This is a genomic window from Polaribacter sp. MED152 (assembly GCF_000152945.2).
GTDB lineage: Bacteria > Bacteroidota > Bacteroidia > Flavobacteriales > Flavobacteriaceae > Polaribacter.
In genome coordinates this window covers 1199697-1215556 of sequence record NC_020830.1, presented here as the reverse complement: position 1 = coordinate 1215556, position 15860 = coordinate 1199697, and the positions used below count along the sequence as shown (strand labels likewise).

At 30.5% G+C, this 15860-nt stretch carries 18 protein-coding genes; all 18 read right to left on the bottom strand.

Features of this window, described 5'->3' with window-relative positions:
• Positions 1–81: 81 nt before the first annotated feature.
• Entirely contained in the window at positions 82–885 is an 804-nt protein-coding gene (locus MED152_RS05410) for a bacterial transcriptional activator domain-containing protein (protein ID WP_015480853.1), read from the bottom strand.
• A 6-nt stretch (positions 886–891) separates the two neighbouring features.
• The gene (locus MED152_RS05405; protein ID WP_015480852.1) at positions 892–1404 is read right to left on the bottom strand and encodes a hypothetical protein; all 513 of its coding nucleotides are present in this window, start codon (positions 1402–1404) and stop codon (positions 892–894) included.
• Between the two features lie 10 nt (positions 1405–1414).
• Complete coding sequence (locus MED152_RS05400) at positions 1415–2416, bottom strand: NAD(P)H-dependent glycerol-3-phosphate dehydrogenase (protein WP_015480851.1); 1002 nt, start codon at positions 2414–2416, stop codon at positions 1415–1417.
• A 17-nt stretch (positions 2417–2433) separates the two neighbouring features.
• Complete coding sequence (locus tag MED152_RS05395; RefSeq protein WP_015480850.1) at positions 2434–5673, bottom strand: HAD-IB family hydrolase; 3240 nt, start codon at positions 5671–5673, stop codon at positions 2434–2436.
• A gap of 2 nt (positions 5674–5675) precedes the next feature.
• Entirely contained in the window at positions 5676–6836 is a 1161-nt protein-coding gene (locus MED152_RS05390; RefSeq protein WP_015480849.1) for an alpha/beta fold hydrolase, read from the bottom strand.
• A gap of 3 nt (positions 6837–6839) precedes the next feature.
• The gene (locus tag MED152_RS05385) at positions 6840–7781 is read right to left on the bottom strand and encodes an alpha/beta hydrolase (protein ID WP_015480848.1); all 942 of its coding nucleotides are present in this window, start codon (positions 7779–7781) and stop codon (positions 6840–6842) included.
• Positions 7781–9619 (bottom strand): wax ester/triacylglycerol synthase family O-acyltransferase, encoded by a 1839-nt coding sequence (locus MED152_RS05380; protein WP_015480847.1) that lies wholly within the window; start codon positions 9617–9619, stop codon positions 7781–7783. Before MED152_RS05380 ends, MED152_RS05385 begins: the two co-directional genes overlap by 1 nt.
• 170 nt (positions 9620–9789) lie before the next feature.
• Entirely contained in the window at positions 9790–11094 is a 1305-nt protein-coding gene (locus MED152_RS05375; RefSeq protein ID WP_015480846.1) for a deoxyribodipyrimidine photo-lyase, read from the bottom strand.
• A gap of 2 nt (positions 11095–11096) precedes the next feature.
• Positions 11097–11561 (bottom strand): SRPBCC family protein, encoded by a 465-nt coding sequence (locus tag MED152_RS05370; RefSeq protein ID WP_015480845.1) that lies wholly within the window; start codon positions 11559–11561, stop codon positions 11097–11099.
• Between the two features lie 8 nt (positions 11562–11569).
• Positions 11570–12352 carry a DUF3050 domain-containing protein gene (locus MED152_RS05365; protein ID WP_015480844.1) on the bottom strand — a complete coding sequence of 261 codons (783 nt, stop codon included), beginning with the start codon at positions 12350–12352 and terminating at the stop codon, positions 11570–11572.
• A gap of 158 nt (positions 12353–12510) precedes the next feature.
• Complete coding sequence (locus tag MED152_RS13675; RefSeq protein WP_015480843.1) at positions 12511–12678, bottom strand: Lacal_2735 family protein; 168 nt, start codon at positions 12676–12678, stop codon at positions 12511–12513.
• 2 nt (positions 12679–12680) lie between these two features.
• A complete protein-coding gene (locus tag MED152_RS05355; RefSeq protein WP_015480842.1) occupies positions 12681–13154 on the bottom strand; it encodes a glutathione peroxidase in 474 nt (157 codons plus the stop codon).
• Positions 13155–13167: 13 nt separating this feature from the next.
• Complete coding sequence (locus MED152_RS05350; RefSeq protein ID WP_015480841.1) at positions 13168–13851, bottom strand: SDR family NAD(P)-dependent oxidoreductase; 684 nt, start codon at positions 13849–13851, stop codon at positions 13168–13170.
• Positions 13852–13855: 4 nt separating this feature from the next.
• Entirely contained in the window at positions 13856–14071 is a 216-nt protein-coding gene (locus MED152_RS05345; protein WP_015480840.1) for a hypothetical protein, read from the bottom strand.
• 74 nt (positions 14072–14145) lie between these two features.
• Complete coding sequence (locus MED152_RS05340; RefSeq protein ID WP_015480839.1) at positions 14146–14373, bottom strand: hypothetical protein; 228 nt, start codon at positions 14371–14373, stop codon at positions 14146–14148.
• Positions 14374–14375: 2 nt separating this feature from the next.
• Positions 14376–15074, bottom strand: coding sequence for a GTP cyclohydrolase I FolE (gene folE / locus MED152_RS05335; protein WP_015480838.1), 699 nt, complete (start codon positions 15072–15074; stop codon positions 14376–14378).
• A 62-nt stretch (positions 15075–15136) separates the two neighbouring features.
• Positions 15137–15412, bottom strand: a complete 276-nt coding sequence (locus tag MED152_RS05330) for a TIGR03643 family protein (RefSeq protein WP_015480837.1) — start codon at positions 15410–15412, stop codon at positions 15137–15139.
• Positions 15413–15419: 7 nt separating this feature from the next.
• Positions 15420–15851 (bottom strand): hypothetical protein, encoded by a 432-nt coding sequence (locus MED152_RS05325; RefSeq protein WP_015480836.1) that lies wholly within the window; start codon positions 15849–15851, stop codon positions 15420–15422.
• Positions 15852–15860 lie beyond the last annotated feature (9 nt).

The following is a 15860-nucleotide window of genomic DNA, read 5'->3' as shown; positions in this document are numbered from 1 at the left end:
AAACTCTAAATTAAATAATTTTAAGCAAAAATAAATATTTGGAGTTACAAATGAGTTACAGTAAAGTTAAGTATTTGATAGCTAGTTGATTTCTTCTATCTTTTTGAGTAGTTTCTTCGTTTCTGGAAGTGGAGATATGCCATATTCTTCTTCTAGAATAGCTTCACATTTCATATAGGTCTTTATGGCTTGTGGTCTGTTGCCTTTGTTGATGTATGCTTGCATCTGAATTCTGTAGGCATCTTCCCAAGTTGCATCTATGTTCAAGGCATTTTGTGCCAAACGAATACTTTCTAAAGGATTCTCTTCTAATAAAATATCAGCAAGAGTTATGTATGCTCCCAATACTAAAAGTTGTGACTTTTCTCGTTCTTCTGAAGACCAATCTTCATAAATTCTGTTAGGTAAAAAGCTTCCTTTGTACAATACTATTGCTTTTTGATAGGCCTCTTTTGCAATGCTATTATCAATTCCAAAATTTTGATTACCTATAACAATGTATTTCTCTAAAATTTCTACATCTATCCAAACTTTTTCTAAATCTATTTGATAACTTACTCCTTGTCTTACAATAAATTGAGGCTCGGTTCTAGAAGGTCTTTCTGGCTCTAGTGCTTTATTAATGCCATGAAGTGCAACTTTAAAATCTCTATCATTCCAGTCTTCCCAAAGATTGTCCATAATTTTTTCTTTATGAAGTGCATTTCTTTGTCTATAGGAAACTAAATATTGCAATAGTTGTATGGTTTTATCTCTTCCCCAGCTTTTACTTTCAACTTTGATGTTGTTTCTCCAAACTACAAAATTGCCTAGAGTTTCAATACGAATAATGGCATTCGTTTGGAAGTTTTCTAAATCATTAAGTTCTTGCTGAAAATTTGACATTTAAGGTTAGCTCTTATTCATAGAGTCCAATTTAGTACTCAATTTTTTTATTTCTGAGGTTAAGGTGTCTATCTGATTTTGAATTTTGTTAAAGTCAGATCTAGATGCATTTCTCCATTCATTAATTTGAACTTTTTCTGAAATTTCCTCACCAATGTTTGAAATTTGATCTTGAATCTGATCTTGAAAATTTTCGAATTGTTTTTTAGGATCTTTTATGGTGTCTCTAATAACTTTTGGGCCAACATCTTTTATGGTTTTCCACATAGAAAGACTTTTGTTTATTAGATTTTCTCTTTTTTCTGATTTTTCATCTTTAGTAGCTTCGTGAGTTAATTCCGCTAAAGTGTTTTGCATAAAATCTAAAGCGTCTTTAAAATCTGAAAAGCGTTGTTCAGATCCATCCTGGACATGAGTTATTTTACCTCTCCATTGAATTTTAGATTCTCCATTCTCTTCAAAGATTTGCTGTTGAAAACGCACCATGAAAGAGGCATTTTGTTCTTGTTTGTTTTTCATATCTAAAATTTTATCCTGGTTCTTTTTCAGAACCTACTTCATATCTTAATAATCCTTTAAAGGCTTCATTTACAGTGCTTCCTTCGTAAAGTACTTTATAAATTTGTTCAGAAATAGGCATGTCTACTTTGTAAGTTTTTGCGAGTTCCATAACTACTTTAGCCGTTTTTACGCCTTCAGCCACTTCGTTCATTTCATTTACAATTTGGTCAAGATTTTTACCTTTCCCCAATTCATAACCTACATGATGATTTCTACTTTGGGTAGAAGAACAAGTGGCAACCAAATCACCCATACCTGCTAGACCATAAAAGGTTTGTTTTTTTCCACCCATTGCAATTCCAAGTCTTGTAAGTTCTGCTAAACCTCTTGTAATTATTGCAGCTCTTGTATTTTCTCCTGCATCTGCACCATCACCCATACCTGAAGCAATTGCAATAATATTTTTTAAGGCACCTCCTAATTCACAGCCAATAACATCGGTATTTGTGTAAACTCTAAATAAACCTGAGCTAAAAACATCTTGTAATTTTGAAGCTATTGTTTTATCAACCATAGCAATTACAGCAGCTGCTGCATTACCAAAATGAATTTCTTTTGCCAAATTAGGGCCAGTTAAAACTCCTGCAGGATGACCAGGCATTATTTCTTCAATAATTTCTGTCATTCTTTTTTTTGTACTAATCTCTAATCCTTTTGCAAGATTAATTATAGGAACCCAAGGTCTAATATGTGGTTTTGCTTCTTCTAGAACTTCTCTAAAGCTTTGTGCAGGAACACCCATTACAATAACATCTGCTTCTTCTACAGTTTCTTTTATAGAGGTAGATGCAATTAAGCTATGTGTTAATTTTGCATGAGGTAGATATTTTTCATTGGTATGATCATTATTTATTTCATCTACAGTATCTTGATTTCTAGCCCAAAGTATTGTTTTACTATTTTTTGCTGTTAAAGATGCAACAGTAGTTCCCCAAGAACCACCACCTAATAAGCCAACTTGTAGTTTCATATTATTGGTTTGGATGATTAATTTTCTAATTCTTTTACAAATAAATCTCTTACTTCCTCAATGTAAGTTTCTATATGCTTTGGTTTCCATTCTGCAGTATCTACAGGATCTAGAACCACTACTTCTATATGAGTTGGACTAAAGATATTACTTCCCTTAGGCATAGCCATATATGCATTTTTAATAACAATAGGTACAATTGGTACACCTGCTTTCATAGCTAAATGAAAAGCCCCTTTTTTAAATGCACCAAGTTTTTTACTTCCACTTCTTGTACCTTCTGGAGCAATAGCAACAGAGGTTCCGTTTTTAAGTACGTTTGCAGCATTCTTCATTGAGGCTAATGCTTTTTTCTTATTAGACCTGTCTATAAAGATGGCACCCATTGCTTTAAATATTGGGCCAAAAGGAGTAAACTCTAATTCCTTTTTAGCAATACCTGTAACATCCTTTTGTAGTAATTTTAAAATCACGAAGAAATCTGCTGAAGATTGATGGTTAAAACAGAACACAGCAGGTCTATGATCTTCTAAATTATGTTTGTTTTTAACATTAATATCTAAACCTGCTAATTTTGTACCTAAGTCTCCAATACTTGTAATAGTTGCATTAATGCCCTCTCTTTGAGACATCGATAAAGTACCCTTTACTATACCCTTAAGTGCAGATGGATATAAACTTGCTGCTGCTAAGCCAGTTCTTAAGCCATTAACAACAGGCTTTTTAGTATTTTTCTTAAATCTCAAAATCTTCCAGTTATTCTCGAAAGCCAATTGAGATAATTTATTATCCGGATTTGTAGCTACAGGTTTTCCCACAATTTCTAATAAAGGATAATCATCTATACTATCTGTATAAAAGAAACTTTTTGATAAATCTATATTGTTTTCCTTGGCAAATTTTCTACCTGCTCTGGCTTTTCCTTCTGCCCAACACATTTCTGAAATTAGGCCAGTAAATTTGCCTTTTTTAACCTCCATTTCTGTACAATAAATATCAGTAATACCTAATCCGTTTGCGATTGGTGTAACTTGATAACGAGTTGCAGCAGAAACAATAACAACTTTATGGCCTTTTTCAAGGTGAGAGGCTATTAGTGTTTTAGATTCTGGATAAATGGTAGAGATCAAATGATCTTTATAAATTTCTTCTCCTAATTCTTTAAACTGTTTTTCTGAGATTCCTTTAACACCTAATGCCGATATTTTAGTAAGAATTTCAAAATCTCTATTACCTATAGCATAAGCAACTAAAGTCGCAAATTGTGATAATAATTCTTTGGGAGTAGATTTTCCACTTAAAAACCTAGACTTTACAAATTGCTTAGCAGAAAAATCATTAATTAAGGTTCTGTCTAAATCAAAAAAGGCTGCTATATGTGGCCCTTCTTCATCTTCTAAGACTTCTTCTGCAATACTTATAATTTCTGCTCCAGGTACTTTTCTAGTATCGTCTTTTTGCTTTTTTATTTTCTTTAAAGATTCAGATTCTAAGTTCTGTAAGAATTGTAAACGGGCTGTTAATTCCTCTAATTCAGACATCCAGACCTCTAATTTCTTAAACTCTAGCTTTCTATCAATAGGAGTTAAGTTCTTGTTTTTTGCTAAACGTAAAGCACTAATTAAAAATGGTTTTGATGCACTTTCAAGCCTGCTTATTCTATTTTTCCAATGCAATTCCTTTCCTTTAAATAAACAAAGCTCAATAAAATCTTCATCAGAAAAATCATCTTCTAAATCCCAAGATTGTAGTGTTTTACAAACTATTTTATTAGCCTCTAAATAGATTAGTAATAAACCTTTAGATACAAAAAGTTCTTGTTTTGCCAGTAATTTCGTTAGATCTGCATCTTTGTCACTAATCGTTTTACGCCAGTTTTTATCAAATAACTCTAATTCACTTTCAATTTCTGAACTAAATTGAGGCTTGTTGGTGTAAAAGAATTCGAATTTAAAAATATCTCGAAGACGCATAATTTCTTCCCAAAAAGATAATATTCGATTCGATTTTTCATCTTTGATTTTAACCAAAGCAATTTCTATAAATGCTCTATGATACAAATGAGCAGAAGCCATATTTGCATAGTAGGTTGCAGGTAAAAATTCTCTTGTTTCTAAAGTGTATTTAGTTTTATAACCGGCTTTATTTTTTTGAATGATTCCTGAACTCTTTAGAAGGTTCAATGCTTTTTGAACAGATGCACTTATGCTTTTTCCACGTTCAATAAGAACATCATTCTTTCGTTGTTCTATATAGTTCATTAACTTAAGAACACTAAATTCTATCTCTTTTTTGGTTAAAGCAAAGTTGTTCAGTAAAACGTTACATACTAAAGAAACTGTTGTTACAGGCGTAATCATGTTTGCTTTATGAATTAACTCAAAAGCAAAACGTGGTAAGGTGTTTTTATCTGAATAGCTGTCTTCCTCTATATCTGGAATAATCGCATTTTGATGCTCATTTGCTTCTACAGGTTCTCCAAAACGAATAGCAGCTTTACCATATTCATTGCCTAATTTCCTAAAATATTTTACAAAACCTTTAATGTCTTCAGATTGTTTTTCTAAACCTCTACCTTCCTCTGTCATCTGTTTTACATCCGGAATTAAATCGTACACAATAGATACAGGCACATATTTGATTTTTCTGGTGCTTTCTTTAGCACCTTCCATAATGTATTTTAAAATACCCATTTGTGGATACACAATTTTTCCTGTTCTAGATCTTGTACCTTCTATGTTCCAAGTAAGATGATCTCCATTTTCAATGAGACAAGAAATGTAGTGTCTTAGAGAAGCTTTGTAAATTAAATCGTCTTTAAAGCTTCTTCTAATAAAAATTAATCCAGATTTTTTACCTAATTGTTTTAAACCAGGAAATGCCAAGTTGATACCTCCAAAAGTGAAAGGTATAGGCATACCATATTGTGCTAAGGTTGTAACCAAAACAACAGTATCTAAATAGGTTTTATGTGTTAAAATAAATGCGACAGAGTTTTGACGCATTAATTTCATTAGTTTTTTTATTTCTTGAGGATCTACATCAATTTTATTATTGTAGGCTTTAGACATCATAAATTGAAAGCCTTTTACCGATAATAAATTTGCTATAGGATGTTGTTGTGAATACAATTCTTGAATATATTCTTCACCTTTTTGTTGTACTTCACTAATATCAATTTTTTCTGATTTCGCAATTTCTAACAAACTTGCTTGATACTTAGGGTGATTGGTAATATTCTTTAAATTGTTTTCCATAATCAATTAAAAAAAAGATTGGTGAATTTCGAGAATCCTTTCTCTTCCCAAAAATGAGGAAAGAATAAGGTTTCAAATTTTTCTATGATAGATTTTTTAGACGATTTTTCTATGTTCGCGTTCAATGCGTTTGCAACCGTAAGTAAAACAGTTGCATTTGCACCCATGCCACAATGACTGCCAAAAACTTCAACATTTTTAATGTCATCTCTATATGTTTCTGCTTCAGTACAATTTTTCCATGGAATTAAACCATCTGTTTTGGTGTAAATACAGGTTATTGGTACTAAAGGAATTTCTTCTAATTCTTTAATGAATTTATCATTTCGTTCTTTTAGTTTAGTACCTCTAATAAATTCTAAACTTCTAATTATTGGTGTTTTCATATTTTTAACACCCCAAACAGGAGAACCAATTGTAATTAATTGCTCTACTTTTTCTGGATATCGATTTGCAATAATTTTAGCAAATATTCCACCTCCACTCCAACCAACAAGACTTACTTTTTCTTGATGCTTATCGTAAATTTCATCTAGTTTTTCTATGAGTTTTGGGAGCGATTTGGAGTTAATCATATTTACACCAAGATCCCACTTATAGGTTTTGAACCCTAAAGATTTTAAATATTTTCGAACAAAAGTTGTAGAATTATCATTCCCTAAATAAGGAGGCATTAATAGTACTGGCTTGTTTTTTTTGCTTTTATGTTTTGGAATAAAAGGATAAAGCCAAAGCATAGACGTCCATTCTGCTACTGCTCTTGTTTCTAATAGTACATTATAAAGTGGAGGAGGAGGTATGTTTGCATTAATTCTTTCTATTTCTGTTTTAAAAGTATTAATGATATTTGAAATGGTATCTTTTTCAATTTCTTCAAATTCTTCAATCTGATAGATGTTTTCTAGCAAAGAAACGAGTGTAATATAGTCTCTGTCAGGACCAAAATCTTCACAAATTGAAATACAGTTATTGCTTAATATGTTTAAGTTTTCTTTTTCTAGCTTTACTTTTTTTACAATTTTAGAAATATCTTCTTGGTAAGGGTGTCTGTCAAAACTTTTAATAATAAGTTTTTTTGCCTTATTAAGGCTTGCACCTTGAGCAACAGCAATAGCTACTGCTAATTTTGCAAATGATTTATATACAATTCTATTGTTTTCCATAATTTAATTTTTGGCTTCAATTTTACTGTTAAGCCACTCTAGTAAATCTTTTTGAACCACTTTTCGATTTACTTCATTCAACATTTCATGTCTGCCATCTTTGTAGATTTTAAGGGTTACGTCTTTGCTGCCATATTTTTTATAGTTTTTGGCAACTTTTCTAACACCTTTCCCCATTTCTCCTACAGGATCTTTATCTCCAGAAAAAATATAAATAGGCAATTCTTTTGGGGTATTTTCAAAAGTAGCACTTTCGTTAATTTCTTTGCTACCTTTTAAAATATCTAAAAATACGCTTAAAGAAAAGTCCTCTACTCTTAGTGGATCTGCTTCAAATTTATCAATTTGATTTTTATCGCTACTAATCCAATCTACTTTGGTTCTATTTGGTTTAAATTCTTTATTAAATTGATTAAAAAATATATTTTTTAAAATTTCATTACTTCTGTGTTTGCCATTTAGTTTGGTAAAAATTTTGGCACTAATTAAACCAAAAGTGCCAATTCCTTTCATAAAACTCGCAGTTCCAGAAAGTATTAATGCCTCCAAATCATTACCATATTTGGTTGCATAGGCTCTAGATAATAAAGACCCCATACTATGACCTAACAAAATAATTTTTTTATTAGGATGCTCGGCTTTTATAATTTCAGTAAGCTTTCTCATGTCAAAAATGGCATCAGAAAAATAATCATCACCATCATAAAAACCCAAATGAGCATTGGTTTTTACAGATTTACCATGTACTCTATGATCATTGGCATACACTTCATAACCCTGCTTTTTGAGAACCTTGGCTATAGATTTATATCTTGCTGCATGTTCGCCAACTCCATGTGAGATTTGAACAACTCCCTTAATATTTTGTGCATCTTTGGGTTTCCATCTATAATAAAATATTTCTTCATTACCCAAAGAAGTAAACGTACTTGTAATAACTGCCATTAATTTTTATCAAAGAAATTAATGAATAATTTAAATAACTTATCTGTGTTCTTTTTAGTACCCTTTAGCTTTAGCCTGTCTTGAATCATAACTTCATCTAAAAGTAAGTTTTTCTTATAAAGTTGATAAAGTATATCATCATCAATGCTAATTTTTACTAAAGGTTTGGCTGTACTCTTTTTTCGAAATGATAGTTTTTTCTCGGAAATTTCTAACTGATAATTTATTTTTTCGATTGAATTACTTAATTCAAAATCATACAAACCAGCATGTTGTTTGATCAATTTTGGATTGCTTTTTAAATACTTTTTAAAAGCCGTAAAAAACACCCTGCTTTTTAGTTTTACTGATGGAATTTTGTCATCAGTGCCTAATTTTTGTTTGGCTAATATTAGTTCTTCTAATTCATTTGCAGACTCTCTAATATATCTTGCAAAAACATCTGCATCAGGCATTGTTTTAGCATCAGAAGTTGTAGTTAAAGATACTAAACCATTATAACTGAAAGCCGCAATTATTAACCCAAAACCATCTAAAACTGGGGTTAAACCAAAAATTGATAATATTTTATGGCCTCTTAAATACAATGGAATTTGTGGGCCAGGCACATTGGTAATAGTTACATTAAATGGTGGCCTGTGAAATTCTTTAATATTGTACTTGCTATACAAGCCAGCTGCTAAATTGGCTAAGCCAAAAGGCACAGCATCTGCCATTTTAGAAAGTGCTTTAGCACCAATAGCTTTATGTCTTGATTTACCTAAACTAGTTTGTTCTTGAATATATTCTAACCTTTCTATAGGGTTATCTATATGTGTCGCAATTCTAACCAACATGTTAGAAATTTGATTGTCCATCTCTTGCTTTTCTCCTTTTACACGTATGGAAATAGGAACATTTGCTACAAGTGGTTGAACAGGTAGTTTTTCTTTTTCTTGTAAATATTTTCGAATGGCACCAGCACAAATACTTAAAATAATGTCGTTAATGCTAACGTTCATTATTTTTCTTAGTGTATTTATTCTATCAAAAGATAATATAGCTGTACCCCAAGTTCTTTTTGGTGATACAGATTTATTAAAGATTGTATTTGGTGTGAATAAAGAACTTTTTAAAGGCTTTTTTAAACCAACCTGAGTTTTAATATTTCCTTTTATAAAAGAAAATGCAGTTTCTCCTAAAAGTTTCGGAATTTTTAATGGATTTTTCAAAAAGCCAACCGAACTTTTAAGCAATAAATTTAATTCATCTGGTAATGGATTAGGTTCAAAAGGTTTTGGTTTAGGTATTTTTTTGTTTTTATCATCTAAATTTTTATCAAATAAAATACCCATAATTCCTACTCCAGAACTACCATCAATCATTACATGGTGTACTTTAGACACAATGGCTACAGAGCCTTTTGGCACTTGAGATACATTGTCTAAGCCTTCTATAAAACTCATAGACCATAAAGGCCTTCTTAAATCTAATGAGCTGCTGAATATAGATGAGGTTAACTCTCTAAGTGTGCTCCAATCTGCTGGTTCTGGAAGTTTTAAACGATTTACATGCAAATCGATATCAAAATTAGGATCGTCTACCCAATAAGGATAATCTAAATTCATAGGTACATTAAGTAACCTTTTTCTAAATTTTGGTATTAAATGCAATTTAGAAGCAACAATATCTTTAAAGTCTTGATATTCTAATGAACCTTCAACAATGGTTAAAGTTGCAATGTGCATTGGGCTGGTTGGAGAGTCTGCATATAAGAAAGCAGCATCTGAACCAGATATTTGTTGTACAGAATCGTCTAAAGTATTATCTAAAAAATCTTGAATTGCTTTTGTAGGCATATTTTATACTACTATTACAGATTTAAAAAATACGAATAATTTGTAAAAAGTATCAAAATTTTCGCAACTCTGCAATATAATTAATTTTGACTACAATTAGTAATTACAAACTCAAGAAATTGTTGATAATATACTGATGTATTTGTGTGTAAATTAAGTGCTTAAAAAGATTAACTTACTGCTGCCTTATAAACGGTTAAACATCGTTCTCTAGCCGATTTATGATCTATAATTTCTTTAGGATAACTAGATTTTTCATAATCTTTTACCCATTTTTTAATATATTTTAAATCCTTGTCAAACTTCTTAATTTGTGTGGTTGGATTGAATATTCTAAAATAAGGAGATGCATCTACTCCTGAACCAGCTACCCATTGCCAATTACCAACATTACTAGCCATTTCATAATCGTGCAGTTTTTCTGCAAAATAGGCTTCACCCCATCTCCAATCAATCAATAAATGTTTGCATAAAAAACTACCTACTAACATTCTAATTCTGTTGTGCATAAAACCAGTTTCGTTTAATTGACGCATTCCAGCATCTACTAAAGGATAACCAGTTTCTCCTTTACACCAGGCTTTAAATTCCCTTTCATTATTTCTCCATTCAATTCTATCGTACTTGCTTTTAAAGGCTTCGTCTTTTGTATGTGGAAAATGCCAAAGAATTTGCATGAAAAACTCTCTCCAAATTAATTCCTGCCAAAAAACTTCATTCGATTCTGCCATGGCTTTTTTCACCATTTTTCTTACGCTTACTGTTCCAAATCTTAAATGTGGTCCTAAATGTGAAGTTGCGTCTTGAGCAGGAAAATTACGTGTATCTTCATACTCCTTAATTAAGGTAGGAGTAACTGTGTATGGTGTTATTTCTTGATTAGATTTTGTAAACCCAATATCTGATAGACTTAAATTTGGTAATCTTGAATTTTGGATAAGATTATCTAAAACATCATTAGTATAATAAATTTTTAAATCTTCTTTTTTAAACTGTTCTTTCCAAAGCTTCATGTACGGTGTGTAGACTTTGTAGGGGTCTCCATCTTTTTTTACAACTTCATCTTTTTCAAAAATTACTTGATCTTTAAACGTTTTAAATTCAATGTCATTCTCACTTAACAATTGTTCAATAGACTCATCTCTTTTTGTTGCATATGGTTCATAGTCACGATTGGTAAAAACAGCATCAATAGTATAATTTTTAATTAATTCTGAAAAAACTGATTCAGGATTGCCATGAAACATAGCAATGCTGCTTCCATAATTATCTTGTAATTCGCCTCTCATTTCTTGAAGCGTATCATAAATAAAAGTTACTCTAGCATCATCCTTTGGTAATTTTGATAAAATTTCTTTATCAAAAATAAAAATAGGTAAAACTTTGTGTTCAGATTTTAAAGCATTGTAAAAACCAATGTTGTCATCTAAACGTAAATCTCTTCTAAACCAAAAAACAGTAACTGTATCTTTCATGCTTATTTATATTCTCCAAAAAGTTCTAATAACTTTTTTTGTCTGTAATTAAAAATCTCTTCTAATTTTGGCTTAACCAAAATGGGATGCACAAGTTGACCTAAAAAACCTAATGGAACTTTATAATCTATAATATCTTCCATTTCTACACCACCTTCAATTTCCTTAATGAAATGTTTGTGATGCCATAGAGAATATGGACCATACATTTGTTCGTCTACAAAATACTTCTTGTCTTCTATATGTGTAATTTCTGAAACCCATTTTGTTTTAATTCCTAATAAGGGTGTTACAATATATTGAATTATTTGGCCTGTATAAAGAGGTCTGTCTATTTTTGATACAATATCAAAAGACATATAATCTGGAGTGATTATCTTTAAGTTTTTAGGGTTTGAAAGAAAATTCCAAGCTTCATCTAAAGTAATTGGTAGTTTCTGTGATTTGTGAAGAGTGTATATTTTCATAGCAGTTTCTAATGTTCAACGTATTTTTTTTCCAGAATTAGTTCATTAATAGTATTCCATAATTCAATTCTTTGAGTTAAAGATTCTTTAGCAATAAATAGAGTTTCATTCCATTTTATATCATCATCTCCACAAAGTTGTTCAATCATTTGTAAAGATAATGGTCCATGCTCATCACCATCTAATTCTATATGACGTTCTAAATAATACTTTAGTTTTTCTGTTTTTTGCTGATGATTTTCTGAATTATTAATGATACTCAAAAACATGTCTGGTATAATGTCTTCTCTACCGTATGTAAATGCAGCAGCAATTACATGAGGTTGATGTGTATTAATTACGGAAAACGTAAAGTTGATAAAGTCTGCAATTTTTTGAGGTAAATCTGTTTTTTCTATGGCTAATTTTACTGAGCTACCATGATTTATAAATGATAGAAAGTTGTCAATTTTAGTGGTGTTTGCACCTAATTGAATCATTGCATCTAAGTACATTTCAAAATGACTTTTTGCTTCACCTAATTCATTTACATCACTTTCTTCAGCAAATACAATTTCATTTATAAATCTTGCTAATTGTGGCGTTTTAGATGGTGTCCAAGGTACTTGAGTGGTGGTAAGATGGTTTTGTAGACTTTTTAAAAGAGACATAAAATCCCAAACAGCATAAACATGATGTTCCATAAAAATTTTAATATCTTCAATTTCATGAAGATTATTATATAATTTATGGTGTTTAAGTTGATTTCTTAAATCTGATAATCCATTTTCTAAATACTGTATTTTCGTCATTAGTTAGGTTAAAAGTTAGAACCTTAGGTGTACTTAATGCAATAAAATTCAGTAGAAATTAATTTTGAATTCGTTAATTAAAGTACAAGCCTAAAGGCAATCGAAATTAGCGCTAATTTTTTGTTTGGTTGCAAATTGGTTTATTAGTTTACAATAAATTATGCTTTTAAAGCTTCTATCTGTTTTAAAACAGCATCAGCTTCTAAGTATTTCTGATCACTATCACTTCTATTAATAGATTGCAGTTTGTAACCTTCTTCCATTAATTTCTTATATTTTTCTTGAAGCTTTTGCTCTTCTGATTTCTTTTTGAATAGTCCAAACATAATTATGAAATGTGTTTTGTTATTTTAGAACTTAATGGTTTTGTAATAGAAAAATAATAATCAATCAATTTGCCTTCTGGTGAAACTAAATATTTTTGAAAATTCCATTTTACTGAAGAACTCTTTTTACCATTAAAATCTTTAGACGTTAACCAAGTATACAAAGGATGTTGATTTACACCTTTCACGTCTATCTTTTCAGTAATTAAGAAAGTTACGCCATAATTCACCTCGCAAAATTCTTCAATTTCATTTGCATTACCAGGTTCTTGACTTCCAAATTGATTGCAAGGAACGCCTATTACAATAAGTTCGTCTTTGTATTGTTGATGTAACTTTTCTAAATCTTTATATTGTGGCGTAAAGCCACACTTTGAAGCTACATTCACAAAAAGAATGTGTTTGTTTTTAAAATCACCAAGATTGATAGGTTTACCTTGTAAACTATCAATTTTAATATCGTAGATATTAGTCATAAAATGTAAAGTTTTATATTTTGAAGCTTACAATACCACAATCTAATTCAAAAATTTGTCCTGATATAGAGGCTGCTTTTTCTGAGATTAAAAAGTTTGCAAGATCTGCAACTTCATTAGGTTGTAGGTATTTTTTTAAAGGATGACGTTCTGTGATATTTTCTATCATTCTGTCATTTCTTAACAACTTAGAGGCTAAATCTGTGTCTGTAACAGTTGGTGCAATGGCGTTTACACGAATATTAGGTGCAAATTCTGCTCCTAAAGATTTTGTAATTCCTTCTACAGCAGATTTTGCTGCTGCAACACTGGCATGAAAAGGCATACCTAATTTTGCAGCAACTGTACTGAATAATAATATAGATGGTTTGTTACCTTTTTTAAGAGAAGGTAAATAATGTTGTATTGCTTTTACTGCACCAATAACGTTAATTTCGAAGTCACTTCTAAAATCGTCTAATTTTAATCTAGAAATAGGTTTTAGATTTATACTTCCTGGGCAGTAGATTAAGGTGTCTACACTTTCGATATTTGGCAAATCATCTTGCAAAATATCTAAGGAGTGATGTATTAAGTTATTGTGGTCTATTTCTGGTTTTGATCTGCTGATATTATAAACCTTGTTGTTTTCTAGCAAAGAGGTTAAAATTGCGTTTCCTATTCCTTTACTACCTCCAATAACTATAATGTTTTTCATCTTTTTATCGTCTTCCTTTCAAGCGCTTTTCAATTTTTTGTTTAACTGCTGTAAGGCGCTTCATTTGATCCATAATTTCAGGATCTTTTTCTAGTTTATATACTTCGTTTAATTCTAGTATAAGTGCTTTAACTTCTCTTGAAGCTAAAATTCTGTCGCTAGTTGTTTTAAACGAAAATTTTCTGTTTTCGAACTCAGTAGCTCTTTCTAATAATTCCATTATGTAATTTTGGTAATTTTCTAATTTGGCAATATAAATATATTTGTTAGAAAATCAAGCAAAATCTAGGTTTATTATGCTGCTGTTAAAGGTTTACCTTTTAAACGCTTTTCAATTTTTTGTTTTATAACAGTTAAGCGTTTCATTATATCCATAATATTGCTGTCTTTAGTTTGTTTGTAAACTTCATTCAGCTCCAATATTAAAGACTTTGCTTCTCTAGATGCCAAAATACGATCGCTAGTAGTTGGGAATCTTTTTTTTCTGTTTTCGAACTCGATTGCTTTTTGAATTAAATCCATAACTAATAATTTAAAGTGTTTTGTAATTCTGCTATTTTTTCTTGATTGTTGAATTTACCTCCAAAGTATGAGGTAACTGTAGCTGAGGTATCGTCTTTAATTCCTCTAGAAGATACACATAAATGCTTAGCATCTATAATAACAGCAACATCTTCTGTACCTAAAATGCCTTTTAGCTCTTCTGCAATTTGGTTTGTTAACCTTTCTTGCACTTGAGGTCTTTTTGCATAATACTGTACAATTCTGTTTAATTTAGATAAACCAATAACTTTACCAGAAGAAATGTAAGCTACATGTGCTTTACCAATAATTGGTACAAAGTGATGCTCACAGTTAGAGTAAAAAGTTATATTCTTTTCAACCAACATTTGGTTGTATTTGTATTTGTTATCAAATAAGGCAACTTTTGGCTTGTTTGCAGGGTTTAAGCCAGAAAAAATTTCATCAATATACATTTTTGCAACTCTTTTTGGAGTGCCTTGTAAAGAATCGTCTGTAAGGTCTAGGCCCATTACATCCATAATTTCTTCAAAAAGGATAGCAATTTTTTCTTTCTTTTCTTGATCAGAAAGTTTAAAAGCATCTTTTTTCATTGGGGTTTCTAAACCTGTAAATAGATGATCATCACCTACTTCTTCGAATGAAAAACCATTTAATTTTTGGTCTGTTTGCTTTTCTTTAAGTATTACATCTGTAATCATAATAGTATCTTTTTAATGTGCTGTCTTTAAGTACCCTAAACTTAAAAGCAAAGCACTGTTAGTTATCTTTTGGCAATAGAGTTATTAGATATTGATTTCTGTCTAGAACATTTAAACCTGCCTTTTTCAAATGTTCTTAGCTTTTCGTGTTTTGTTTTTCTTCCTTGAACCCTTTTTCTCCACATTCTAAAGCTGCTAGGCTTCATTTCTTTTCTCATTAAATTAATAACCTCTTGTTCTTTTAATCCAAATTGAAATTGAATAGCTTCAAAGGTGGTTCTGTCTTCCCAAGCCATTTCAATAATTCTGTCAATTTGTATGTTGTTTAAAGTTGTCATGTTATTATTATTGAACATTTTGAAAATCAAACTGTTCGTCATTTTTAATTTTTAAATCAATTAATTTGTCGATAAACTTCTTGTTTTCTTTCAACAATTTGTTGTTTTTAAATCGAACAAAATTACCTTGAGCATGAATGCTAAATCCGCTAGTTTTATAAATGTGTAATTGATAAAATGGTATGGCCCAGCTAAAATTCTTTAATCCTTTGTTAATGTGAACCAACAAGCCTTTTTCTCGTAATTCTATATTACCGTAATTAATATCAGCAACAGTATTCATCATATTTTTGAAGCCAATACTTACTTCATCAATAATCATTCTTTTAGAGCCTGTGCCTTTTAATTTTATAGATTGAAAAAAAGAATAAGGTGCACCTAACAAATTGTTAATTGCTTTCTCAGTATCCTTATTATTATGTGTTGTATTAAATATCACATATCAAAG

Bases quoted from the DNA above. Each gene is read 5' to 3' on its own strand.
- MED152_RS05340 (WP_015480839.1), bottom strand. From the start codon at position 14,373: ATGGATTTAATTCAAAAAGCAATCGAGTTCGAAAACAGAAAAAAAAGA.
- MED152_RS05390 (WP_015480849.1), bottom strand. From the start codon at position 6,836: ATGGAAAACAATAGAATTGTATATAAATCATTTGCAAAATTAGCAGTA.
- MED152_RS05355 (WP_015480842.1), bottom strand. From the start codon at position 13,154: ATGACTAATATCTACGATATTAAAATTGATAGTTTACAAGGTAAACCT.
- folE (WP_015480838.1), bottom strand. From the start codon at position 15,074: ATGATTACAGATGTAATACTTAAAGAAAAGCAAACAGACCAAAAATTA.
- MED152_RS05365 (WP_015480844.1), bottom strand. From the start codon at position 12,352: ATGACGAAAATACAGTATTTAGAAAATGGATTATCAGATTTAAGAAAT.
- MED152_RS05330 (WP_015480837.1), bottom strand. From the start codon at position 15,412: ATGACAACTTTAAACAACATACAAATTGACAGAATTATTGAAATGGCT.
- MED152_RS05405 (WP_015480852.1), bottom strand. From the start codon at position 1,404: ATGAAAAACAAACAAGAACAAAATGCCTCTTTCATGGTGCGTTTTCAA.
- MED152_RS13675 (WP_015480843.1), bottom strand. From the start codon at position 12,678: ATGTTTGGACTATTCAAAAAGAAATCAGAAGAGCAAAAGCTTCAAGAA.
- MED152_RS05375 (WP_015480846.1), bottom strand. From the start codon at position 11,094: ATGAAAGATACAGTTACTGTTTTTTGGTTTAGAAGAGATTTACGTTTA.
- MED152_RS05345 (WP_015480840.1), bottom strand. From the start codon at position 14,071: ATGGAATTATTAGAAAGAGCTACTGAGTTCGAAAACAGAAAATTTTCG.
- MED152_RS05400 (WP_015480851.1), bottom strand. From the start codon at position 2,416: ATGAAACTACAAGTTGGCTTATTAGGTGGTGGTTCTTGGGGAACTACT.
- MED152_RS05385 (WP_015480848.1), bottom strand. From the start codon at position 7,781: ATGGCAGTTATTACAAGTACGTTTACTTCTTTGGGTAATGAAGAAATA.
- MED152_RS05350 (WP_015480841.1), bottom strand. From the start codon at position 13,851: ATGAAAAACATTATAGTTATTGGAGGTAGTAAAGGAATAGGAAACGCA.
- MED152_RS05410 (WP_015480853.1), bottom strand. From the start codon at position 885: ATGTCAAATTTTCAGCAAGAACTTAATGATTTAGAAAACTTCCAAACG.
- MED152_RS05380 (WP_015480847.1), bottom strand. From the start codon at position 9,619: ATGCCTACAAAAGCAATTCAAGATTTTTTAGATAATACTTTAGACGAT.
- MED152_RS05370 (WP_015480845.1), bottom strand. From the start codon at position 11,561: ATGAAAATATACACTCTTCACAAATCACAGAAACTACCAATTACTTTA.
- MED152_RS05395 (WP_015480850.1), bottom strand. From the start codon at position 5,673: ATGGAAAACAATTTAAAGAATATTACCAATCACCCTAAGTATCAAGCA.